This is a genomic window from Rhizobium oryzicola, from assembly GCF_030504645.1.
GTDB lineage: Bacteria > Pseudomonadota > Alphaproteobacteria > Rhizobiales > Rhizobiaceae > Neorhizobium > Neorhizobium oryzicola.
Genome location: NZ_JAUKWQ010000006.1, coordinates 58,301 through 78,820, shown reverse-complemented (window position 1 = coordinate 78,820; position 20,520 = coordinate 58,301). Strand labels below are relative to the sequence as shown.

Annotated in this window: 24 protein-coding genes; 9 read left to right on the top strand and 15 right to left on the bottom strand. The window is 60.6% G+C overall.

What is annotated here, in order from left to right; all coding sequences use genetic code 11:
* Positions 1-19: 19 nt before the first annotated feature.
* The 6 genes from Q2T52_RS18230 to sdhC all read right to left on the bottom strand — a co-directional run bounded on the left by Q2T52_RS18230 (position 20) and on the right by sdhC (position 5,085).
* Positions 20-568 carry a protease inhibitor Inh/omp19 family protein gene (locus tag Q2T52_RS18230; protein ID WP_302078249.1) on the bottom strand — a complete coding sequence of 183 codons (549 nt, stop codon included), beginning with the start codon at positions 566-568 and terminating at the stop codon, positions 20-22.
* A gap of 180 nt (positions 569-748) precedes the next feature.
* Positions 749-1,528, bottom strand: coding sequence for a succinate dehydrogenase iron-sulfur subunit (locus Q2T52_RS18225; RefSeq protein ID WP_302078248.1), 780 nt, complete (start codon positions 1,526-1,528; stop codon positions 749-751).
* On the bottom strand, positions 1,521-2,444 hold the full coding sequence (locus tag Q2T52_RS18220; protein ID WP_302078246.1) for a glycosyltransferase family 25 protein: 924 nt from the start codon (positions 2,442-2,444) through the stop codon (positions 1,521-1,523). The genes Q2T52_RS18225 and Q2T52_RS18220 overlap by 8 nt, the downstream gene beginning before the upstream one ends.
* Before the next feature lie 7 nt (positions 2,445-2,451).
* Complete coding sequence (sdhA, locus tag Q2T52_RS18215; protein WP_302078245.1) at positions 2,452-4,293, bottom strand: succinate dehydrogenase flavoprotein subunit; 1,842 nt, start codon at positions 4,291-4,293, stop codon at positions 2,452-2,454.
* A 7-nt stretch (positions 4,294-4,300) separates the two neighbouring features.
* Complete coding sequence (sdhD, locus tag Q2T52_RS18210) at positions 4,301-4,681, bottom strand: succinate dehydrogenase, hydrophobic membrane anchor protein (protein ID WP_302078244.1); 381 nt, start codon at positions 4,679-4,681, stop codon at positions 4,301-4,303.
* A gap of 11 nt (positions 4,682-4,692) precedes the next feature.
* Positions 4,693-5,085, bottom strand: coding sequence for a succinate dehydrogenase, cytochrome b556 subunit (sdhC, locus tag Q2T52_RS18205; RefSeq protein WP_302078243.1), 393 nt, complete (start codon positions 5,083-5,085; stop codon positions 4,693-4,695).
* A 296-nt stretch (positions 5,086-5,381) separates the two neighbouring features.
* Between sdhC and Q2T52_RS18200 the strand changes: the two genes are divergently transcribed.
* Positions 5,382-5,756: a hypothetical protein gene (locus Q2T52_RS18200; RefSeq protein ID WP_302078242.1), complete on the top strand. Its 375-nt coding sequence runs from the start codon at positions 5,382-5,384 to the stop codon at positions 5,754-5,756.
* On the opposite strand, the gene Q2T52_RS18195 is transcribed toward Q2T52_RS18200, so the two are convergent.
* Genes Q2T52_RS18195 through tsaD form a run of 5 tightly spaced genes read right to left on the bottom strand, consistent with a single transcriptional unit; the run spans position 5,757 to position 9,250 of the window.
* A complete protein-coding gene (locus Q2T52_RS18195) occupies positions 5,757-6,401 on the bottom strand; it encodes a class I SAM-dependent methyltransferase (RefSeq protein ID WP_302078372.1) in 645 nt (214 codons plus the stop codon).
* A gap of 10 nt (positions 6,402-6,411) precedes the next feature.
* Positions 6,412-6,852, bottom strand: a complete 441-nt coding sequence (locus tag Q2T52_RS18190; RefSeq protein ID WP_302078241.1) for an EVE domain-containing protein — start codon at positions 6,850-6,852, stop codon at positions 6,412-6,414.
* A gap of 6 nt (positions 6,853-6,858) precedes the next feature.
* Positions 6,859-7,155 carry a YciI-like protein gene (locus tag Q2T52_RS18185; RefSeq protein ID WP_302078240.1) on the bottom strand — a complete coding sequence of 99 codons (297 nt, stop codon included), beginning with the start codon at positions 7,153-7,155 and terminating at the stop codon, positions 6,859-6,861.
* Between the two features lie 17 nt (positions 7,156-7,172).
* Entirely contained in the window at positions 7,173-8,159 is a 987-nt protein-coding gene (locus Q2T52_RS18180) for an NAD(P)H-dependent glycerol-3-phosphate dehydrogenase (RefSeq protein WP_302078239.1), read from the bottom strand.
* On the bottom strand, positions 8,156-9,250 hold the full coding sequence (gene tsaD, locus Q2T52_RS18175; RefSeq protein ID WP_302078238.1) for a tRNA (adenosine(37)-N6)-threonylcarbamoyltransferase complex transferase subunit TsaD: 1,095 nt from the start codon (positions 9,248-9,250) through the stop codon (positions 8,156-8,158). Before tsaD ends, Q2T52_RS18180 begins: the two co-directional genes overlap by 4 nt.
* Positions 9,251-9,323: 73 nt before the next feature.
* Here tsaD and hemC point away from each other — a divergent pair, with 73 nt between their 5' ends.
* The 6 genes from hemC (at position 9,324) to Q2T52_RS18145 (ending at position 15,273) form a co-directional block, all read left to right on the top strand.
* Positions 9,324-10,253, top strand: coding sequence for a hydroxymethylbilane synthase (gene hemC, locus Q2T52_RS18170; RefSeq protein ID WP_302078237.1), 930 nt, complete (start codon positions 9,324-9,326; stop codon positions 10,251-10,253).
* Between the two features lie 3 nt (positions 10,254-10,256).
* A complete protein-coding gene (locus Q2T52_RS18165; RefSeq protein WP_302078236.1) occupies positions 10,257-10,988 on the top strand; it encodes a uroporphyrinogen-III synthase in 732 nt (243 codons plus the stop codon).
* Positions 10,989-11,052: 64 nt separating this feature from the next.
* Entirely contained in the window at positions 11,053-12,384 is a 1,332-nt protein-coding gene (locus Q2T52_RS18160; RefSeq protein ID WP_302078235.1) for a COG4223 family protein, read from the top strand.
* Positions 12,385-12,393: 9 nt separating this feature from the next.
* On the top strand, positions 12,394-14,013 hold the full coding sequence (locus tag Q2T52_RS18155) for a heme biosynthesis protein HemY (RefSeq protein WP_302078234.1): 1,620 nt from the start codon (positions 12,394-12,396) through the stop codon (positions 14,011-14,013).
* An 11-nt stretch (positions 14,014-14,024) separates the two neighbouring features.
* Positions 14,025-14,501: a tellurite resistance TerB family protein gene (locus tag Q2T52_RS18150; RefSeq protein ID WP_302078233.1), complete on the top strand. Its 477-nt coding sequence runs from the start codon at positions 14,025-14,027 to the stop codon at positions 14,499-14,501.
* Positions 14,502-14,514: 13 nt separating this feature from the next.
* Positions 14,515-15,273 carry a glutamine amidotransferase gene (locus Q2T52_RS18145; protein ID WP_302078232.1) on the top strand — a complete coding sequence of 253 codons (759 nt, stop codon included), beginning with the start codon at positions 14,515-14,517 and terminating at the stop codon, positions 15,271-15,273.
* A 1-nt stretch (position 15,274) separates the two neighbouring features.
* On the opposite strand, the gene Q2T52_RS18140 is transcribed toward Q2T52_RS18145, so the two are convergent.
* The gene (locus tag Q2T52_RS18140) at positions 15,275-16,513 is read right to left on the bottom strand and encodes an MFS transporter (protein ID WP_302078231.1); all 1,239 of its coding nucleotides are present in this window, start codon (positions 16,511-16,513) and stop codon (positions 15,275-15,277) included.
* A gap of 135 nt (positions 16,514-16,648) precedes the next feature.
* Between Q2T52_RS18140 and Q2T52_RS18135 the strand changes: the two genes are divergently transcribed.
* Both Q2T52_RS18135 and Q2T52_RS18130 read left to right on the top strand, forming a co-directional pair.
* Positions 16,649-16,942 (top strand): YggT family protein, encoded by a 294-nt coding sequence (locus tag Q2T52_RS18135; protein WP_302078230.1) that lies wholly within the window; start codon positions 16,649-16,651, stop codon positions 16,940-16,942.
* The gene (locus tag Q2T52_RS18130) at positions 16,909-17,256 is read left to right on the top strand and encodes a DUF167 domain-containing protein (RefSeq protein ID WP_302078229.1); all 348 of its coding nucleotides are present in this window, start codon (positions 16,909-16,911) and stop codon (positions 17,254-17,256) included. Before Q2T52_RS18135 ends, Q2T52_RS18130 begins: the two co-directional genes overlap by 34 nt.
* On the opposite strand, the gene ppa is transcribed toward Q2T52_RS18130, so the two are convergent.
* The 3 genes from ppa to typA all read right to left on the bottom strand — a co-directional run bounded on the left by ppa (position 17,240) and on the right by typA (position 20,422).
* The gene (gene ppa / locus Q2T52_RS18125) at positions 17,240-17,773 is read right to left on the bottom strand and encodes an inorganic diphosphatase (protein ID WP_302078228.1); all 534 of its coding nucleotides are present in this window, start codon (positions 17,771-17,773) and stop codon (positions 17,240-17,242) included. The two genes, Q2T52_RS18130 and ppa, sit on opposite strands and share 17 nt — an antisense overlap.
* Before the next feature lie 109 nt (positions 17,774-17,882).
* Positions 17,883-18,389, bottom strand: coding sequence for a GNAT family N-acetyltransferase (locus tag Q2T52_RS18120; RefSeq protein WP_302078227.1), 507 nt, complete (start codon positions 18,387-18,389; stop codon positions 17,883-17,885).
* 212 nt (positions 18,390-18,601) lie between these two features.
* Positions 18,602-20,422, bottom strand: a complete 1,821-nt coding sequence (gene typA, locus Q2T52_RS18115; protein WP_302078226.1) for a translational GTPase TypA — start codon at positions 20,420-20,422, stop codon at positions 18,602-18,604.
* Positions 20,423-20,520: the final 98 nt, after the last annotated feature.

Below are 20,520 nucleotides of genomic sequence, written 5' to 3'. Positions count from 1 at the left end.
TATCCAGACCGCCCGAACCTTATCGGCTGAGGCTGATCGCCTGTCCGGAATTCGTCGTCCCATCGAAGCGCGTATCGGCGCTCTTGTAAACGCGGGCAATCACGTCGCCCGAACGGCTCTTGAACATGACCGTCTTGCCGTTGACCTCCCAAGAGCCCATCTGGGTCAGATCGCCGACGCAACCGCGCGTGCCGCCGCGCGAGCCGCTGCCGAGATTGGTCAGCGTCAGGAACATGTCGCAGCTTACGCCACCGGCATTCACTCGCCAGTTGCCAACCATGGATTCCTTGGTGACATCGAGCGCTGTGGCCGGAGGTTGGCCACCGGCTGCCGCACCGCCTGCAGGCGGGAGCGATGCCATGTTGGTTCCGCCAGCAGGTGCCGCTGGGAATTGCGAGGCATCAGCTGCACCTGGAGGTGGCAGCTGTCCGCCCTGAACGCTCGGAACAGGCTGGGCCTGGAGGGGAGCCGGAGGAGGCAGATCGCTATAGGGGCTGGACGAGGTACGCTGGCAGCCGGCCAAGGACATCGTGACCAACAGGCCGGTCACCACATATCTGAACTGCATCATAAAGCTCCCGAGATCCGCATCAGCTCCGACCCGTGCCGGAATGCCTGAATTATCGCCAAAGGATATGTCAAATCAAGCCAGAGATACCGCACTGCGATCGCTTTGGGACAAGAAACTCCGCAGATGGAACACATCTGCGCGAGGTCAAGCCACGAAATCGAGGGGCATGCTCCGGAATCAGACCCGGCGCTCCACCATCATCTTCTTGATTTCGGCAATTGCCTTGGCCGGATTCAGGCCCTTCGGACAGGTCTGGGCACAGTTCATGATCGTGTGGCAACGGTAAAGACGGAAAGGGTCTTCCAGATTGTCCAGACGCTCGCCCTTTGCCTCATCGCGCGAATCGATCAGCCAGCGATAGGCCTGCAGCAGAACAGCCGGACCGAGGTAACGATCGCCATTCCACCAGTAGGACGGACAGGAGGTCGAGCAGCAGGCGCAGAGAATGCATTCATACAGACCGTCCAGCTTCAGACGGTCTTCATGGCTCTGCTTCCACTCCTTGGCCGGCGTTGGCGAAACCGTCTTCAGCCAGGGCTCGATCGAACGGTGCTGGGCGTAGAAGTTGGTGAGGTCAGGCACCAAGTCCTTCACGACAGGCATATGCGGCAGCGGATAGACCTTTACCGTGCCGGTGACGTCGTCCATGCCCTTGGTGCAGGCGAGCGTATTGGCGCCATCGATGTTCATGGCACAGGAACCGCAGATGCCTTCGCGGCAGGAACGGCGCAGCGTCAGCGTCGGGTCGATCTTATTCTTGATGTAGAGCAGGCCATCGAGAACCATCGGGCCGCAATCGTCTACGTCGATGTAATAGGTATCGATCCGCGGGTTCTGACCGTCATCCGGATTCCAACGATAGATGCGGAATTCCCGGACATTCTTGGCACCGGCCGGCTTCGGCCAGGTCTTGCCTTCGGTCATCTGGGAGTTTTTCGGGAGAGCGAGTTCAACCATTGCTGGACCTTTGATCCTCGGCGGCAAGCGCCGTTTCTTCACCGGGGTTATAATTGTTCGGCGCCCAGGGCACCATCTTCACATTCAAGAGGTTCAGGGGGTTTCCCTGCAGTGCGGCCCATACAAGGCCCAATCTTTCCATCGCCCGCTTCATCGGCATCAGCAAACCACGAGCGATCGGCGCCTTAGACCGGGCACGCTTCGTCTTCAGGTCGTGGCCGATCACGCTCACCGCGCCCGACTGCATGATGACCCAGGGCGAGACATGCGCGATATCCAACCCATGGAAGGCGGGCGTCCAGAGAAAGTCATCCGCCGGAACGCGAATATCCTTCGCTGCGCAAAGCAGTGTCTCCGCCCCTTTGCGGCTGACTAGATAGGCAGCCGACCCGGAGGATGGACGCAGGGAGCGCACCAACAGGTGGCCGGCATTGAGCCTACGGATAGCGAGCGCCTTGCGAGCGCCGCTACGGGCAATGCCTTCCAGCTTCACGATATCTGCCGACAGGCCTTCTGTCAGAAGAGCCGTTACGCAATCGACAAAGCCGGCTTGCGATACCGCATCGTCTTCCAGCACCAGCGCGTGCTCAAAATCGCTTTGCAGAAACTGCCGCCAGACCAGCACATGGCTCGCCAAGCAGGCTTCCTCCGTCAACATGAACAGGCGGTTGCGATGACTGTTCCATCCGATCGCATCCGGTTCATGCCGAATTGCCTGGCCGCGAACGGCCAGTACGGATTGCGGATCCCGTTTCGCATCCACGGCCGCCACGCGATGAAGCGGCCAAGGCAGATCGCCGAACGCCCGTTCGATGGAAGCCCAGCGATCGGGCGAGCGGTCCAGGTTGATCGCAAAGACGCCAAGCGGCCTCCCCCCAGGGGCACTTTTCAAGCTGCCGGGAAGAGAGACCGCCATGTTCATATCAGTACACGCGAGCCTTGGGCTCGATCTTGGCCGGATCGATACCGTCGGCGATGAGATCGGTGTGAACCGGACGGTAGTCCAGCTTCACATCGCCATCCGCGCCGACCCATGCCAGCGAGTGCTTGCGCCAGTTGACGTCATCGCGACCAGCGAATGCACCTTCTGTGTAGTCCTCGCGAGCGTGTGAACCACGGCTCTCCTTGCGGGCCTCGGCGCTGTAGACCGTGGTGATGGCGTTGGCCATCAGGTTCTGCAGTTCGAGGGTCTCAACAAGATCGGAGTTCCAGATCATCGAGCGATCGGTGACCTTGATATCCTTCATCTCGCTCCAGATGGCCGAGAGACGCTTGCAACCGCTCTCCAGCGATTCCTGCGTACGGAAGACGGCTGCGTCTTCCTGCATGGCGCGCTGCATCTTGTCACGCAGGACGGCCGTCGGCGTACCGCCGGTGGCATGACGCAGACCGTCGAAGCGGTCCATGATCTTGTCGCAAGCAGCTTTGTTCAGTTGCGGCACGGCACCGACGCGGTCGATGACCTGACCGGCGCGGATCGCGGCAGCACGGCCGAAGACCACAAGGTCGATCAGCGAGTTGGAGCCGAGGCGGTTTGCACCGTGAACGGAGGCGCATCCCGCTTCGCCCACAGCCATGAGACCCGGAAGCAGACGCTCCGGATTGTTGCTGTCGGCGTTCAGCACTTCGCCCCAGTAGTTCGTGGGAATACCGCCCATGTTGTAGTGAACGGTCGGCAGAACCGGGATCGGCTCGCGCGTCACATCGACGCCTGCAAAGATTTTCGCGCTCTCGGAAATGCCCGGCAGGCGCTCATGCAGAACGGCGGGATCGAGATGGTCGAGATGCAGGAAGATGTGATCCTTGTTCTTGCCAACGCCGCGGCCTTCGCGGATTTCCAGCGTCATGCAGCGGGAAACGACGTCACGCGATGCCAGGTCCTTGGCGGAAGGCGCATAGCGCTCCATGAAGCGCTCGCCTTCGGAGTTGACGAGGTAGCCGCCTTCGCCACGTGCGCCTTCGGTGATCAGACAGCCGGAGCCGTAGATGCCCGTCGGGTGGAACTGCACGAATTCCATGTCCTGCAGCGGCAGACCGGCACGCGCCACCATGCCGCCACCGTCACCGGTGCAGGTATGGGCGGAGGTTGCCGAGAAGTAGGCGCGACCATAGCCGCCGGTCGCCAGAACCACCATTTTCGCCGCGAAGCGGTGGATGGTGCCGTCATCGAGGTTCCAGGCAACAACGCCCGTGCAGCGACCGTCATCCGACATGATCAGGTCGATCGCGAAGTACTCGATGAAGAATTCCGCATTGTTCTTCAGCGACTGGCCGTACAGCGTGTGCAGGATGGCGTGGCCGGTACGGTCAGCGGCAGCGCAGGTGCGCTGAACCGGAGGGCCGGCACCAAAGTTCTGCATGTGGCCGCCGAACGGGCGCTGGTAGATCTTGCCTTCTTCGTTACGGGAGAAGGGAACGCCGTAATGCTCCAGCTCGTAGACGGCCTTGGGGGCTTCCATGACCATGTACTGCATGGCGTCCACGTCGCCCAGCCAATCGGAACCCTTTACGGTGTCGTAGAGGTGCCACTGCCAGCTGTCCGGCGTCATGTTCTGCAGCGAAGCGGCAATACCGCCCTGCGCCGCAACCGTGTGGGAGCGCGTCGGGAAAACCTTGGTGATGCAAGCCGTCTTGAAGCCCTGCTCGGCCATGCCAAGCGTTGCGCGCAAACCTGCGCCGCCGGCACCCACGACAATCACGTCGTAGGAATGGTCGACATAGGTGTAGGCCTTGCCGGTCTGCGCAATGGGGGTGATCGATGCCATGGCGGGATTATCCTACAAATGCGATCTTCAGTGCGGCGATGAGACAGAGACCGCCGATCACATACGAAAAGAAGGAGTTCAACATCAGAAGGACAACCTTCGTCACTTCCGAATGAATGTAATCCTGAACGATCTCTTCCATGCCGAGCTTCATATGTACAATGCTGGCAATGATTGTCAGCGCGTTGATTGTCGCAATGAACGGATTGGAGAGCGCACTGATCACGTCGGCATAGGGTTTGCCGGCGTAGATGACCAGAAAAACGACATAGAAAAGGAGCAGTGGAACAAGAGCAACCGAGGTCGTGCGGACCTTCCAGAAATGCTCCGTACCACTTTTGGCAGAGCCGAGACCACGAACCTTGCCGAGGGGCGTACGCATATCCATGATCTGTCTCCTCAGCGCACGATCAGCACGACAGCCCAGACCAGAAGGGTCAGGACGATCGAGGCAACCAGGCTGGCCTTTGCAAGCTTCGTCGAGAACTCTTTCTCGAAGCCATAACCAAGGTCCCACATCAGGTGGCGCAAACCACCAATCGTGTGGTGCAGAATTGCCCAGGTGTAGCCGAACAGGATCAGCTTGCCGATAAAGGAGCCGAAGAACCAGTTGACCGTATTGAAGGCCTGCTCACCCGATGCCGCGGCAATCAGCCACGCAGCCACCAGGACCGTGCCGAAGTAGAGAGCGCCACCGGTGATGCGGTGCACGATCGACATGGCCATGGTCGGGACGAACTTATAAATTTGCAGATGCGGCGACAGCGGCCGATTATTTGTCACATTCGCCATTATATCCTCACGGCGTTCAGTGCGCGTTCTCGCGGGGGCGCGCGCCCCGGCAATGCACTTGCCGATAAGATGTGCATTGCATCATCGCGTGGTTTAATCGCCCAACTGACAGACCTCAAGTCAAATCCAGACGGATTTTAAATTTAATCGATTGGGGTTGTCAGTGGCTTACCGGCGTCATGCCAAGCCGTGTGAATTTACGCAGGCAAATCATCGATAGATCACCACGCGATATCACCCTTGCAGCCTTATCATGGGGAATGTTAACCTTTCGTTTACAATGAAAGGAGCCCGTCATGACAACACATTGGACCAAGGCCGTATTCGGGTGCGTCCTCCTTGGCGCGGGCTTTTCGGCACCGGCTGCCATGGCAGAGGATTTTGCGCCGCATCGCGCCTTCCACCATCACCGGCATGACCAGGTCGGCGGCAATGGTCTCCCTTCCTATGTCCGCGGTGTCGGCACGTTCGCCGGCGGAATTTCCGCCGTGCGCTTCCGCGGCAACGGCATCTATTTCTACGGCCAGAATGGTATTGCCTCCGCTCTTCCGGAGCCCGAGGCACCCAAGGTGAAAATCATCAGCGTTGGCGAAAACGAAACCGGCGCCTATGGCGCAACATCCGCCTGCGCCTATGAGCATGGCGTTTGCGTCATTCGTGGCACCAGATAATCAGCGAAACTGCCAGACTGTTGTCTTCTTGACTTCGCTATCTTCCAACGCTTTGGATACGGCAACCTGATAGGTCACCAGAGGTTCCAAACGATCTTTCGGGCAATAACTGCGGCCGGGATCGCCGACGACCACGCGAATGTCATTCTCGCGGAGCTCAAAGAACCATTCAACGAGGCGGCTTGCAAAGTCGCGGTCATAGAACACATCGCCAGCCAGAACGACATCTACCTCCAGCGCTTGACCTATGAGGTCCTCGTTGGTGAAATCAATCACCGCCCCATTTTCGGCGGCGTTCAGACGAACAGCCGCCTCGGTCCAGGGATCGATATCGGCTGCCAGAACATGCGCGGCACCGGCCTTCGCCGCAGCAATCGCCACGAGGCCGGAGCCGGTCGCGAAATCCAGCACGCGCCTTCCCGCAACCAGTTCCGGATGATCCAGCACGTAACGGGCAAGTCCCTGCCCACCCGCCCAAGCAAAGGCCCAGAAGGGCGGAGGCAGGCCGATTTCCTGCAACTCCTCTTCCGTCTTCAGCCAAAGCTCATGCGCCTCGGTTGCGAGATGCAGAGAAATTTCCGGCACATGCGGCGGGGTCAGCAGGCCGGTATTGGCAAGGATGAAGCTGGTCGGATCCGTCTTCAGGGTAAAGACCTCAGGCAGGGGAAAGAGGCGGATTGTCCAGCCCACCCATACGGCAGACCTCGAAATACTCCTCCTCGGTCACCGGCTGCACGGAAAGGCGCATGGAGGTGACCAAGGACATCTTTTCGAGCTTCGGATTGGCCTTGATAGCCTTCAGCGACACCGGCTTCGGCATGTCGCAGACGGCGCGAATATCCACGCAATCCCAGCGCAGATCGCCTTCCGCCGTCGAATCGGGATGCGACAGCGCGCAAACCTCCGTAATGCCGACAACTTCAAGCCCCTCGTTGGAGTGATAGAAGAAGCCCTTGTCGCCAATCTTCATGGCGCGCATGTTGTTGCGCGCCAGATAGTTGCGAACACCGGTCCATTCTTCCCCGGCTTCGCCCTTCGCCTTCTGCATCTCCCAGGACCACTTGAAGGGTTCCGACTTGTAGAGCCAGTACGCCATCTCGCCTCACGCCTCCGGCTTGTTGAAGACCCAGTTGAACGGCTTAACCTCGACCGACTGGAAAAGGCCCGCTTTGGCGTAGGGGTCGGCGTCGGCCAGCGCACGCGCCTCTTCGATCGTATCCGTCTCAACGATCACGAGACTGCCGTTCGGCTTGCCTTCGCCATCCAGGAAAGGACCGGCCATCTTCAAGATGCCCTTCTCGTTGAGGGCATTGAGATGGTCGAGATGCGTCGGGCGCGTCTCCATGCGCACATTCAGATGACCGGGCTTATCGGCGCAGACAAAGGCAAAAAGCGGCATGATCGAACTCTCCTGTCCTATTCCGTTGTAATCGGGCGGCTCATCAACTGCTCCATGGCGGAGCGCACATCCAGTCGTCCCTCGATGATGGCGGCGACGGCTTCCGTCACCGGCAGTTCCACATGGTGGCTTTCGCCGAGGCTGGCTGCAATGGCCGCCGTGTAGGCACCCTCGATCAGATTGCCACCGGACATATCCGCTGGCTCACCTTGGCCGAGGCCGATGCCGAAGCGCAGGTTGCGCGATTGATGGCTGGTGGCCGTCAAAACGAGATCGCCGAGACCGGAAAGGCCGCGCACGGTATCCGGCTGTCCACCCATGGCAACGACCAGCCGCGACATTTCCGCAAGGCCGCGCGAAATCAACGCAGCGCGCGCAGAGTCGCCTAGTCCTGCGCCTTCCACCACTCCGCAGGCAATGGCCAGCACATTCTTCAATGCACCACCCAGCTGAACGCCAACCGGATCAAGAGAGGCATAAAGCCGGAAGCTCGGCGTGGAAAGGCTGCGAGCCAGACGCTCCGCGATCGCCTGATCATTGGCGGCAATCGCCATGGCGGTTGGCAGCCCTCGCGCCAGATCACCCGCAAAGCCGGGACCCGAGAGTACAGCCAATGGATGATGCGGCAGTTCGCGCTCAAGCACCTGTGTCAGCAAAAGACCGCTCTTGCGCTCGATGCCCTTGGCAGCGGTCACCACGGCAGCGTCACGGTGGATGTAGGGACCATAGTGACGGGCCGCGTCGGCATGTGCCTGAGAAGGGACGGCGAAGAGAACGATGGTCGCCTCCTCCAGAGCATCCGGCTCGGCGGAAAACTGCAGCAGATCCGGTAGCGGCACGCCGGGAAGGGCGGCATTGTGCACCCGATCATTGCGCAGATCCGCCATCAGGGACGGGTCACGTCCCATCAGCGTTACGCTGCGCCCATCCAGCGCCATGACGGTGCCAAGTGCCGTACCGAACGCACCAGCGCCGACAACGACGAACTTTTCCTGCTCGCTCATGCCTTTGCACCTCGTTTTCCAGAACCGATCAGAGCGGCAGCTTCCGCATCCAGCGGCCAGCGCGAACGGGGCGCAACCGCCAGCGGATCGTCAGGCATGCCGGCGGCCATGCGCTCAAGGCCTGCCCAGGCAATCATCGCTGCATTATCCGTGCAGAGCCGGAGCGGCGGCGCAATGAAACGGAAACGGTGGTCACGACAGAGCTCTTCCAGCGTGGAGCGCAAAACCAGATTGGCCGCGACACCGCCTGCCACCACCAGAGCCGGTTCCGGCAAATCGGGAAAGCGTTCCGAAAAACGGGCAAGGCCGCGACCGATACGATCCTTCAGCGTGCGCGAAATGGCGCGCTGGAAGGAGGCGCAAATATCGGCAATATCCTGCTCCGTCAGGGGCTGGATCGCGGTCGCCGCCTGCCGGACGGCGGTCTTCAAACCGGAGAAAGAGAAGTCGAGGCGGCTCTCGCCAACCAGGGGACGAGGAAAATCAAAGCGCGTTGCATCACCCATGCATGCTGCCTTCTCGACGGCGGGACCACCGGGATAAGGTAGCCCGAGAAGCTTGGCCGTCTTGTCGAAAGCTTCGCCAAGCGCATCATCGATCGTGGTGCCCCAGCGCTCGTAATCGCCGACGCCCTTGACCAGCACGAGCTGGGTATGGCCGCCGGAAACGAGCAGCATGAGATAGGGGAAGGAAAGCCCATCAGTGAGGCGCGCCGTCAGCGCATGCCCTTCCAGATGATTGACAGCGTAGAGGGGCTTGCCGGATGCACGGGCAATCGCCTTGCCTGTCATGAGGCCAACGAGCAGGCCGCCGATAAGGCCGGGACCGGAGGTCGCAGCAATTGCATCGACATCGGCAAGGGTCACGCCCGCCCGCGTCAGCGCTTCCTCGATCAGTCCATCGAGAGCCTCCACATGGGCGCGAGCCGCAATTTCCGGCACGACGCCGCCGAAGGCGCTATGTTCTTCCAGCTGCGACAAAACGACGTCGGAGACAATCTCGCCCTGCCCATCCGGATGGCGCACAACCACAGAGGCTGCGGTTTCATCACAGCTGGTTTCGATGCCGAGAATGCGAAGAGAGCTGGACATTGAGACGTTCGAATAATTTGCGATGCCGGAAAAACCCGGTTACGGAGAACCGCGTAACAACGGATGACGTGAGATGCAAACAAAACCTTTCCGGATTGGAACACGCGGAAGCCCGCTGGCACTCGCCCAGGCGTCTGAAACGCGCGCCCGCCTGATGGCGGCGCATGGCCTGCCGGAAGAAATGTTTGAGATCGTGGTGCTCTCCACCACGGGGGACCGCATCACCGATCGTCCACTGGCCGAGGTGGGCGGTAAGGGCCTTTTCACGCAAGAGCTTGAAGAGCAGCTTCTCTCGGGCGAGCTGGATTTTGCCGTGCATTCCTCGAAGGATATGCCGACCAGCCTACCTGCCGGACTTGAGATTTCCGCCTATCTGCCGCGCGAGGATTTTCGCGATGCCTTCATCGGCAAGACGGCACCAAACCTGATGGCATTGCGCGAGGGCGCGGTGATCGGCTCCTCCTCGTTGCGCCGCCAGGCGCTCATCCGCCGCCGTCGTCCTGACATCTCCGTGATCACCTTCCGCGGCCTCGTCGAAACACGGCTTCGCAAACTGGAAGACGGGCAGGTGGATGCCACGCTCCTGGCACTTGCCGGGCTGAACCGCCTCTCCATGCCACATGTGGCAACCGAGATCATGAACCCGGAGGATTTCCCGCCGGCACCGGCGCAAGGGGCAATCTGCATCGAAAGCCGTATCGGCGACCGCCGCGTGCTGGAACTGCTGGATGCCATCAATGACCGGAAGACCTGGGACGCAGTTTCCTGTGAACGCGCTTTCCTTGCCGCCCTTGATGGCTCCTGCCGCACGCCGATAGCCGGCTACGCAATTTGCGACGGTGAGCACCTGAAGTTTTCTGGCCTGATTTTGACGCCGGACGGCCGCCAGGAGCACAGCGTGGAACTCGATGGCCCGCGTGATGAGGCAGGCCGCATCGGTGCACAGGCGGGCACCGCGGTTCGGAACGCGGCCGGTACAAGCTTCTTCGACGGCTGGGGATAGAGAATGCGCGTGCTCGTGACCAGGCCAAGCACCTCTGCGGAACGGACCGCTGCACGGTTGAGCGCCATGGGTCACGAGCCGATACTCCTGCCACTGTTCGAACCACGGCATGATGCGGCCGCAATCGAAGAGGCCCTAGCCTCTCCCTTTTGCGCGCTCGCGGTGACAAGTGCTGAGGCTGTCCGCGCGCTGAGCGAGGTCAACATCTCTGCCCTCTTCGACGTCCCTTTATATGCGGTTGGCGCCGTGACGGCCGAATCGGCTCGGTCGGTCGGCTTCCGGAACGTCACGGCGGGACCGGGCACGGGCGATGAACTCGCAGACGTGATTGCAAAGCATTGGACACAGCAAGAGGCGCCGCTTCTCTATATCGCCGGCAATCCCCGTTCCCCCGACTTCGAAGTGGGCTTGGCAGCGCAAGGCATCCCATGCCGGACAGTTGAAGCCTATCGAATGCTTCCGCAAACATGGGGAAAGGCGGAAGCAGGCCTGCTCTCAACCCCGCCGGAGGCAGTTCTTCTCTATTCGCGGGAAGCGGCCAAGTCTTTTTTCGCGCAAGAGATTCTTCAAGATTGGCTCGCTAGGGTGGCGGCGATGAAGATTTTCTGCATGAGCCCCAAAACCGCCGCCGCAGTCCCGGCGCAATTCCAAGGAAATGTCGTGGTCGCCGCACGTCCGTCTGAAGACGCGCTCATGTCTCTACTCTCACCGGAGGCGGGAACCAATTTCCCTTGAGCCTCTTTCTTTCGCTCTTCCGGCTGACTAGTTTCCGGAAAGACATCATCCAGACGAGGTTGCCATGGTTTCCGACAAGCCGCCACGCCGCTCCCGACCCCAGAAGGAACCGGTCACAATCGACTTGAAAGCGGAACAGGACGCTGCCGCAACGGAACAGGCCCCGGAGACAACCGTGACCGCGCCGTTGCAGCCGGATGATCTGGCCGCCCGCGGCGAGGTGGAAGGTCATGGCGAAAAGCCATCGCCCGATGCCGTAGACGTCGCGGTTGCTGCCGAACCGGCACCGCCTGCGGAAGGGACTACGGATTCGGCCAAGCCATCTGCTGAAAGCATCGAGACCGTTTCCCTCTCGGAAGCGACCCCAAAGCCCGACACAACAACGACGGAAGAGCTGAAGGCAGAAGACGCCACCACCAAGCCGGAACCGGATCTGGCACCTCCGCCGCCACTCGAACCGCCTTTGGACCGAAGCGCAAACACAACCTCAGCGCCCCGTGGACCGACCACATCGACACTGCTTGCCTCCGGCATTGCTGGTGGCATTGTGGCGCTGCTCCTGGCAGGCGCGATGCAGTATGCCGGTTTCCTACCCTCGGCGGGCAGTTCTGGTGCGCGTGATGCTTCGGCAGAAATCGCACAACTGCGCCAGCGGATTGAAACGCTGCAGTCCTCTCCCGATCTGACCAGACGGGTAGCTGCGCTCGAAGCTTCCAAATCCGGGAGCGGCGGCAATTCGGACCAGTTGGCCCAGCAGCTCAATTCACTGCAGGGCGACCTGACCACGCTGAAATCTGCCTTAGAAGCGCAAAGCCAGAACGATACCAATCTCAGCCGTCGCCTCGACCAGACGGAAGCGAGATTGAACCAGCCAGGGCGCGAACAGGCAATCGCCAGAGCGCTCGCTGCTGCCGGCTTGAAAGCCGCAACGGAACGCGGCGGTGGCTTCTCGGCAGAACTGAAGACCTTTGCCAGCGTGGCAGGCGATGATCCGGCCGTGAAGTCGCTGCAGCCCTATGCTGATCGCGGTGTACCGACGCGCGCCGAACTTGTGCGCCGCTTCCCCGCGGCAGCCAATGCGATGATCGACGCAGCCCACCAGCAGGCGGACCAGGGCGTGACCGACCGACTTCTGTCCAGCGCGATGCGTCTCGTCAAGATCCGCCCTGTCGGCGAAGCGCCCGGCGATACGCCGGAGGCGATTGTAGCCCGCATGGAAGAGCGCGTGAAGAACGGCGACCTTACCGCCGCCGTCTCCGAGTGGAATGCCCTGCCAGAAGCGTCGAAGATGGCTTCGGCGGACTACAAGAAGGCGCTGGATGCTCGCATCGACATCGATGGGATTGCCAGCGGAACACTGACCCGCGCCATGGCCGCAAGCCAGTCCGGAGGCTGAGGAGAGCACATGTTTCGTCTGTTTGTCTTTCTCGTCATCGTTCTCGGTCTCGGCTGGGGCTTCTCCTGGCTGGCGGATCGCCCAGGCCTGATCTCCATCACTTTCGAAGGCCGCCTGATCGAAACCAGCATCATCGTGGCCGCAACCGCCATCGTCGCATTGATCGGCGCCGTGATGTTCGTCTGGTGGCTGATCCAGACCATCTGGACCTCGCCTCATTCGGTCCGCCGCTATTTCCGTGCCCGCAAGCGTGATCGCGGTTATCAGGCTCTGTCAGCGGGGCTGATTGCTGCAGGCGCCGGCAATGCGCTGGTCGCCCGCAAGATGAGCGCGCGTGCCCGCGGCTTGCTGAAGAGCAACAAGGAGCCGCTGATCAAGTTGCTGGAAGCCCAGACGGCTTTGATCGAAGGACGGCACGAGGAAGCCCGCGAGATCTTCGAGAAGATGGCGGAGGATCCGGAAACACACGAACTGGGTCTTCGCGGTCTTTATATGGAAGCGCGGCGCCTCGGCGCGGACGAAGCCGCGCGCCACTATGCGGCAACCGCTGCGGAAACCGCACCCTACCTGCCCTGGGCCGCACAGGCCACGCTGGAGCATCGCTCCAAATCCGGCGAATGGGATGATGCGATCCGCCTGCTGGACCAGCAGAAGATTGCCAATGTCATCGATCGCAAGCAGGCCGATCGTCTAAAGGCCGTTCTGCTGACCGCCAAAGCCACGGAAGCGCTGGAGGGCGATCCACGTACTGCGCGAGAAAGCGCGGGTGCAGCCCTGAAACTTGCCAAGGATCTGGTGCCTGCCGCCATCATTGCTGCAAAGGCCTGGCTGCGGGACGACAACCTGCGCAAGGCCGCAGCCATCATGGAGAGCGTGTGGAAGATCCAGCCGCATCCGCAATTGGCCGAAACCTATGTTCGCGCCCGTACCGGCGATAGCGCCGCAGACCGCCTGATGCGGGCCGAGCGGTTGGAGCGCCTGAAACCGAACAATCCCGAATCGCTGCTGGCTGTCGCCCAGGCCGCACTGGATGCGAAGGAGCTCAGGAAGGCCCGCGAAAAGGCAGAGGCGGCGCTGCGCATGGATCCGCGCGAAAGCACCTATCTGCTACTGGCCGATATCGAAGAGGCTGAAACCAACGATCAGGGCCGCATCCGCCACTGGATGGCGCAGGCACTGCGTGCGCCAAAAGACCCAGCCTGGGTCGCCGATGGCATCGTGTCGGAACGCTGGCTGCCTTTCTCGCCGAACTCCGGCCGTCTCGATGCCTTCGAGTGGAAGCGTCCCTTCGGCCAGCTTGAAGGTCCGATCGAGGAAGGTACGCTGTCTGCCGAAACGGCCATTGCCAACCTTCCGCCCGTCACACCGCCCGCTGCTGCGCCAGAACCGAAGCCAGCTCCGGCATCGGCTGTTGCCGAAATATCCGTCACCAAACCGGCAAAGCCTCCGGTAAAGCCGATCGTGGTGGAAAAGCCCGTCGCCAAGGTAGAGGCAAAGCAGAACCTCGAAAGCAAAAGCGGTCCGGAAGAGACGCCCGCAGGCCCTTTCAATGGCCGGCTGCCGGATGATCCGGGCGTCAAGGACCAAACATCCACCCCTGAACCCGCCACGCGCTTGCGCCTGTTTTAAAAGAGCAGACCATGTTTGAAACCATTCTGGATTTCTTCCAGAACCTCACCGGAGAGCGGCCCGAAAACGAGTTCGCCCATGACGATCCGCGCGTCGCCTTTGCCGGTCTCTGTTTCCAGGTGATGGAGGCGGATGGTACGGTTTCCGATAGCGAGGTGGAGAAGTTGCGGGAACTGCTACGCGAGCGATACCAGCTCGACAAGTCGCACCTGGAGCAGCTGATGGAGGTTGGCCATGAGGCTGGCCTGGAAGCAGTTGACTATTTCCGCTTCACCTCTGATCTTAAGAGGCACTTGAACCCGGACGAATGTGTTGAGCTCGTCGGGGTCCTCTGGGACCTCGTTTATGCCGACGGCGAGCGCAGCGAGATGGAAGATCATGTGATTTGGAGGATCGCGGATCTTCTGGGCGTTTCGGCCCGGGACCGGGTACTTCAGCGCCAGAAGGCTGTGGCGCGTGCGGGAGGAGACGATACGGGAGGAGACTGAGGACGTAAGTGCAATGTTGATGACACCTCCCCGTTCGACTTCCAAACCGCCCATTCTGGCCGTCCTGCATCAGGAACGCTCTTCGACGGGACGCGTCGGGCAGATGCTGATGGATAAAGGCTTTGCGCTCGATATCCGCCGCCCGGCACTCGGCGATCCGCTTCCTGATACCATGCGCAACCACTCCGGCGCCGTCATATTCGGCGGCCCGATGAGCGCCAATGACCCTGAAGACTTCGTGAAACGGGAGATCGACTGGATCTCCGTGCCGCTCAGCGAAAACAAGCCCTATCTCGGCATCTGTCTGGGTGCGCAGATGCTGGTGAAGAACCTCGGCGGCAAGGTTGGCCCGGATGACAGGGGTTTGACGGAAATCGGCTGGTATCCTTTGCGCGCCACAGAGCATGGCCGCCTGCTTATGAACTGGCCGCGCATGGTGTATCACTTTCATCGCGAAGGCTTCAGTGTGCCACGCGGCGTCAAGCTTCTGGCCGAAGGCGATGCCTATCCTCACCAGGCGATCCGATATGGTGAGAACGCATGGGGCGTACAGTTCCACGCCGAACTCACCCGCGCCATGATGCATAGCTGGGTGGTGCGGGGTGCCTCACGCTTCGTCATGCCCAATGCGCAGCAGGGGCGCGAACACCTGGAAGGGCGCATGCTTTTCGATGCGCCGTTGCGCGCCTGGCTCTGGGACTATCTGGATCTCGTCTTCCAGCGTCCTGAACAGAAAGCGGCAACAACGCCGCATTACGCCGAAGCGACCTGAATCAACTCTTTGTCGGCGCATCCAGATTGTCGATCTTGCGCAGCTTGGGGAAACCCAAGGCCCAGATGATCGAGACTGCCAGCGTGCCAAAGCCGCCGATGACGACGGCCGGAACCGCACCGACCAGATGCGCCATGGTGCCGGCGCGGAACTCCCCAAGCTCGTTGGAGGCACCGACGAACACCATGTTGACGGCGTTGACGCGACCACGCACCTCGTCCGGCGTCCACAGCATGATCAGGCTTTCACGGACATAGACCGAGATCATGTCGGAAGCGCCCATCAGCATCAGCGCCGCGATTGATAGCCAGACCGTGTGCGACATGCCGAAGATGATCGTGCCGAGGCCGAACAGAGCGACGCCCACGAACATGGCAACGCCGGCACGGTGGCGGATCGGGTAGGCCGCGAGAAACAAGGCGACTGCGATAGCGCCGATACCAGGCGCTGATCGCAACAGGCCGAGGCCCCAGGGACCGAGGTCGAGAATATCGCGGGCAAAAACCGGCATCAGCGCAACCGCACCGCCCAGCAGCACGGCGAAAAGATCGAGCGAGATCGCACCCAGCACCACCTTCTCGCTCCAGATGAAGCGGAAGCCGGCGGTAATCGTTTCCCAGCCAACGGCCTTCGGTGCGCTACGCTGCGAAGGCTTGGGGATGGTGATGACAAGAAAGCCTGCACCCAACATGAAGAGCAGCGAAACGGAATAGGCTGCAACGGCACTGACACCATAGAGCAGACCACCCGCGACAGGGCCCAAAATGGAAGCCGTCTGCCAGGAGGAGGAGTTCCACGCCACCGCGTTTGGAAGCGCCTCTTCCGGCACCAGGTTCGGAGCGAGCGACTGGACGGCAGGGCCCATGAAGGCGCGCTCAATGCCAAAGACGATCAGGATCGCGAAGACGAGCCAAGGCGCGAACTGGTGCGTCACCGTCAGCGCAAGCAGAGCCGCCGTGCAGAGGCCTCCGACGAACAGGCATGCCGCCACGATGGCACGGCGATTGTAGCGGTCGGCCACGGAGCCTGTCACCAAAATCAACAACAGCGACGGCAGGAACTGAAAGAGACCAATCAGTCCGAGATAGAGCGTGTTTTTCGTTTCATCATACATCTGCCAGCCGACGGAGACACTGACGATCTGGATCGCAAAGGCAGCCAGAAAGCGCGAAAAGAAAAAACGCGTGTAAGAACTGTGCCGGAACGCTGCGAACCGGTCATCTGACGTATGGATGGTCATGGGAAAACGCGCTTTCGATTGGCCGGGGGCGAGGCGATGCCGCGTTAAACATGATTCGCCATGGCACTCACTGCGGCACTTGCCGCTTAACTCGCCAATGTCTACATGTCTGTCAACCGAGAAATGGAGATATGAATGCTCGCGCTGTTTCAGACGATTGACCTGGCATTGAACCTGTATACCTGGGTGCTTATCGCCAGCGCCATCTTCTCATGGCTTTACGCGTTCAACGTGATCAATTCTCACAACCAGGTCGTCAATTCGATCGGCACCATGCTGTATAACCTGACGGAGCCGGCACTGCGCCCGATCCGCCGCATCATGCCGAACCTGGGTGGTATCGATATTTCGCCGGTCATCCTGCTGCTGATCATCTTCTTCATCCGCTCGCTGATGTGGACGACGATCGTGCCGGCGGTGCTGCGATAATCCCCTATTCCGCTTTCGCCGATCATGTCAGACTGACCGTGCGGCTGACGCCCAACGCATCGCGCGACGGCGTGGATGGCGCCGAGCAGTCGGCGGATGGCGATATCTTCCTGAAAGCACGGGTGACCGCTGTTCCCGAAGATGGAAAGGCCAACAAGGCGCTGATCCAGCTTCTGGCAAAGGCGCTTCGCGTTCCCAAATCCTCGATCAGCTTCGTCTCGGGTGAAACGGCGCGCAAAAAAATCCTCCGGATCGAAGGCGAGCCGGAGGATCTGATATCCAAACTGGAAGCGCTGATTACTTCTGCGCGTTGAAGCGCTCGATCGCCTCGACGATCAGCTTCTTGGCAACCGTCACATCCTGCCAGCCGCCGATCTTCACCCACTTGCCGGGCTCCAGATCCTTGTAGTGCTCAAAGAAATGCTCGATCTGCTTCAGTGTGATTTCGGGCAGGTCGGTGTAGTTCTCGACCTTGTCGTAACGGCGCGTCAGCTTCGGAACCGGCACGGCGATGATCTTTTCATCCTTGCCGCCATCGTCTTCCATCAGCATCACGCCGATCGGGCGAACATTGATGACGCAACCGGGAACGAGAGGACGAGTGTTGCAGATGAGAACGTCGATCGGATCACCGTCGTCGGAGAGCGTATGCGGCACAAAGCCGTAATTGCCCGGATAGGTCATCGGCGTATAGAGGAAGCGGTCGACGATGAGGGCGCCGGCGTCCTTGTCCATCTCGTACTTGATCGGGTGGCCGCCGATCGGCACCTCGACAATCACGTTGACGTCTTCCGGCGGATTCTTGCCGACCTTGATTGCATCGATACGCATATTCTTCCCCGATAGCGTTGAAAGGTGCCGCCTCGATACTGGGAATCTGGATGCAATGCAACATCAGCCAACCGGCTGACGAGCGGAAAGACGGGCTTGAAGGGTCGTCTCAGGGCCAGACGAAGCCGATCTTGCGCAGGTTCACGCCGTCGAAGTCTTCCATGCCTTCCGCAAGATCAAGACCGCCATGGCGGCGGAAGAAGCGGGTCGCATGTTCGCTGTCTTCCAGGCACCAGAGAACAAGGCCATTGCAGCCCAGCGATTTCAAAAGTCTGCGCGTTTCGCCGAACAGGCGGCGACCAAGGCCGATGCCCTGAAACTCCGGACGCAGGTAGATTTCATAGATCTCGCCATCCTGCGGCAGCGCACGGGCGCGGTTCAATCCAATCGTCGCATAGCCGGCAATCGTGCCTGCGACATCCAGCACCAGCAGCGTTGCAGGGCCACGCGTCGCACGGCGCCACCAGGCTTCGCCACGGCGCTCCAGCATCTGCGTCAACGCCTTGTGCGGGATCAGACCCGCATAGGCTTGGGTCCATGCCTCGCGATGCACTTCGGAAATAGCGCGTGCATCAGAGGCTTCAGCTCGCCTGACGTCGATGGATAGGGTCTTCATGACAATACTCTGCTCTCGCCGCCGCTGATCCAAGGCTTCCAAGGTGGAAACTTTGGGCAGCTTCGAAGCGATCATGCTTCGAACACCGCGAAAGACAGATTAACGCTTTTTTAATGAAAGCGACAAGGCATCAGGTGCGTTATACCAAGCGCCATAGAAAAAGACCCCAGCTTTTCAGCCGGGGTCTCGATACTACAACGCGACTTCGTGCGTCAGGCGATCTTCGCCTTCTCGAACCGCTTGCGATCATTCGGGTCGAGATACATCTTGCGCAGACGGATCGACTTCGGCGTGACTTCCATCAACTCGTCGTCCTGAATCCAGGAGAGCGCACGGTCGAGCGTCATGCGGATCGGCGGGGTCAGCTTCACGGCTTCATCCTTGCCGGCGGCGCGGATGTTGGTGAGCTGCTTGCCCTTGAGCACGTTGACTTCCAGGTCGTTATCGCGGCTGTGGATGCCGATAATCATGCCCTGATAGACCTTCTCACCCGGCTCGATGATCATCGGGCCGCGATCTTCCAGGTTGAACATGGCATAGGCAACAGCCTCGCCCGAACCGTTGGACAGGAGAACGCCGTTGTTGCGGCCGGCAATCGCGCCCTTGAACGGCTGGTAGCTGTGGAACAGGCGGTTCATGATCGCCGTGCCGCGCGTGTCGGTCAGCAGTTCGGACTGGTAGCCGATGAGGCCACGGGTCGGTGCCAGGAACTTCAGGCGAACGCGGTTGCCACCGGAGGGGCGCAGTTCCGTCATTTCGGCCTTGCGCTCGGACATCTTCTGCACAACGACGCCGGAATGCTCTTCATCCACGTCGATGACCACTTCCTCGATCGGCTCCATGGTCTGGCCGGTCGCTTCGTCCTTATGCATGACGACGCGCGGACGCGACACGGCAAGCTCGAAGCCCTCGCGGCGCATGGTTTCGATCAGAACGGCAAGCTGCAATTCGCCGCGGCCGGACACGAAGAAGGAATCCTTGCCTTCCGCTTCCTCGATCTTCAGCGCGACATTGCCTTCGGCTTCCTTGAACAGGCGGTCGCGGATGACGCGGCTCGTGACCTTGTCGCCTTCGGTGCCGGCCAGCGGACTGTCGTTGACGATGAAGGACATGGTGACGGTCGGCGGATCGATCGGCTGCGCCGTCATGGCTTCCGTAACGGAAGGATCGCAGAAGGTATCGGCAACCGTGCCCTTGGAGAGGCCGGCGATCGCAACGATGTCGCCCGCATGGGCTTCTTCGATGGCGGTACGCTCAATGCCGCGGAATGCAAGGATCTTGGAGATACGGCCGGTTTCGATAGTCTTGCCATCCTGGCCGAGAACCTTGACGGCCTGGTTCGGCTTGATCGAGCCGGAGGCGATACGGCCGGTGATGATGCGGCCGAGGAAGTTGTTGGCTTCGAGGATCGTGCCGATCATGCGGAACGGACCCTCTTCGACCGTCGGTTCCGGCACATGCTTCAGAACGAGATCGAGAAGCGGCGCAAGGCCTTCTTCCTTCGGACCTTCCGGGTTGAAGTTCATCCAGCCATCACGGCCCGAACCGTAGAGGATCGGGAAATCGAGCTGCTCGTCGGTGGCATCGAGATTGGCGAACAGGTCAAAGACCTCGTTGATGACTTCCTCATGGCGGCCATCGGGACGGTCGATCTTGTTGATCGCGACGATCGGGCGAAGACCAACCTTCAGCGCCTTGGACACGACGAACTTGGTCTGCGGCATCGGACCTTCAGAGCTATCGACGAGAACGATCGCGCCGTCCACCATCGAGAGAATGCGCTCCACTTCGCCACCGAAGTCGGCGTGGCCGGGGGTGTCGACGATGTTGATGCGGACACCCTTCCATTCCACCGAAGTTGCCTTGGCGAGAATGGTGATGCCGCGTTCCTTTTCGAGGTCGTTCGAGTCCATCACGCGTTCTGCAACGCGCTGGTTTTCGCGGAACGAGCCGGACTGCTTCAGCAGCTCGTCGACGAGGGTCGTTTTTCCATGGTCAACGTGCGCGATGATCGCGATGTTGCGAAGTGCCATATCTGGTTCTCTGGGGCTGTGGCGCACGCCGGGAGCTCAACGCGCCAATTTTCGTTGGGGCGCTCATAGCTTGTTTTTCGCATTTGCGAAAGGGGGCG

What these genes read in the sequence shown, in the direction of transcription:
- Q2T52_RS18165 (WP_302078236.1), top strand. Translation starts at nt 10,257, where the DNA reads ATGCGCGTGCTCGTGACCAGGCCAAGCACCTCTGCGGAACGGACCGCT.
- Q2T52_RS18190 (WP_302078241.1), bottom strand. Translation starts at nt 6,852, where the DNA reads ATGGCGTACTGGCTCTACAAGTCGGAACCCTTCAAGTGGTCCTGGGAG.
- Q2T52_RS18220 (WP_302078246.1), bottom strand. Translation starts at nt 2,444, where the DNA reads ATGGCGGTCTCTCTTCCCGGCAGCTTGAAAAGTGCCCCTGGGGGGAGG.
- Q2T52_RS18160 (WP_302078235.1), top strand. Translation starts at nt 11,053, where the DNA reads ATGGTTTCCGACAAGCCGCCACGCCGCTCCCGACCCCAGAAGGAACCG.
- Q2T52_RS18135 (WP_302078230.1), top strand. Translation starts at nt 16,649, where the DNA reads ATGCTCGCGCTGTTTCAGACGATTGACCTGGCATTGAACCTGTATACC.
- sdhC (WP_302078243.1), bottom strand. Translation starts at nt 5,085, where the DNA reads ATGGCGAATGTGACAAATAATCGGCCGCTGTCGCCGCATCTGCAAATT.
- Q2T52_RS18150 (WP_302078233.1), top strand. Translation starts at nt 14,025, where the DNA reads ATGTTTGAAACCATTCTGGATTTCTTCCAGAACCTCACCGGAGAGCGG.
- ppa (WP_302078228.1), bottom strand. Translation starts at nt 17,773, where the DNA reads ATGCGTATCGATGCAATCAAGGTCGGCAAGAATCCGCCGGAAGACGTC.
- Q2T52_RS18230 (WP_302078249.1), bottom strand. Translation starts at nt 568, where the DNA reads ATGCAGTTCAGATATGTGGTGACCGGCCTGTTGGTCACGATGTCCTTG.
- Q2T52_RS18120 (WP_302078227.1), bottom strand. Translation starts at nt 18,389, where the DNA reads ATGAAGACCCTATCCATCGACGTCAGGCGAGCTGAAGCCTCTGATGCA.
- Q2T52_RS18140 (WP_302078231.1), bottom strand. Translation starts at nt 16,513, where the DNA reads ATGACCATCCATACGTCAGATGACCGGTTCGCAGCGTTCCGGCACAGT.
- hemC (WP_302078237.1), top strand. Translation starts at nt 9,324, where the DNA reads ATGCAAACAAAACCTTTCCGGATTGGAACACGCGGAAGCCCGCTGGCA.
- sdhD (WP_302078244.1), bottom strand. Translation starts at nt 4,681, where the DNA reads ATGGATATGCGTACGCCCCTCGGCAAGGTTCGTGGTCTCGGCTCTGCC.
- Q2T52_RS18200 (WP_302078242.1), top strand. Translation starts at nt 5,382, where the DNA reads ATGACAACACATTGGACCAAGGCCGTATTCGGGTGCGTCCTCCTTGGC.
- Q2T52_RS18180 (WP_302078239.1), bottom strand. Translation starts at nt 8,159, where the DNA reads ATGAGCGAGCAGGAAAAGTTCGTCGTTGTCGGCGCTGGTGCGTTCGGT.
- Q2T52_RS18155 (WP_302078234.1), top strand. Translation starts at nt 12,394, where the DNA reads ATGTTTCGTCTGTTTGTCTTTCTCGTCATCGTTCTCGGTCTCGGCTGG.
- tsaD (WP_302078238.1), bottom strand. Translation starts at nt 9,250, where the DNA reads ATGTCCAGCTCTCTTCGCATTCTCGGCATCGAAACCAGCTGTGATGAA.
- typA (WP_302078226.1), bottom strand. Translation starts at nt 20,422, where the DNA reads ATGGCACTTCGCAACATCGCGATCATCGCGCACGTTGACCATGGAAAA.
- sdhA (WP_302078245.1), bottom strand. Translation starts at nt 4,293, where the DNA reads ATGGCATCGATCACCCCCATTGCGCAGACCGGCAAGGCCTACACCTAT.
- Q2T52_RS18145 (WP_302078232.1), top strand. Translation starts at nt 14,515, where the DNA reads ATGTTGATGACACCTCCCCGTTCGACTTCCAAACCGCCCATTCTGGCC.
- Q2T52_RS18185 (WP_302078240.1), bottom strand. Translation starts at nt 7,155, where the DNA reads ATGCCGCTTTTTGCCTTTGTCTGCGCCGATAAGCCCGGTCATCTGAAT.
- Q2T52_RS18225 (WP_302078248.1), bottom strand. Translation starts at nt 1,528, where the DNA reads ATGGTTGAACTCGCTCTCCCGAAAAACTCCCAGATGACCGAAGGCAAG.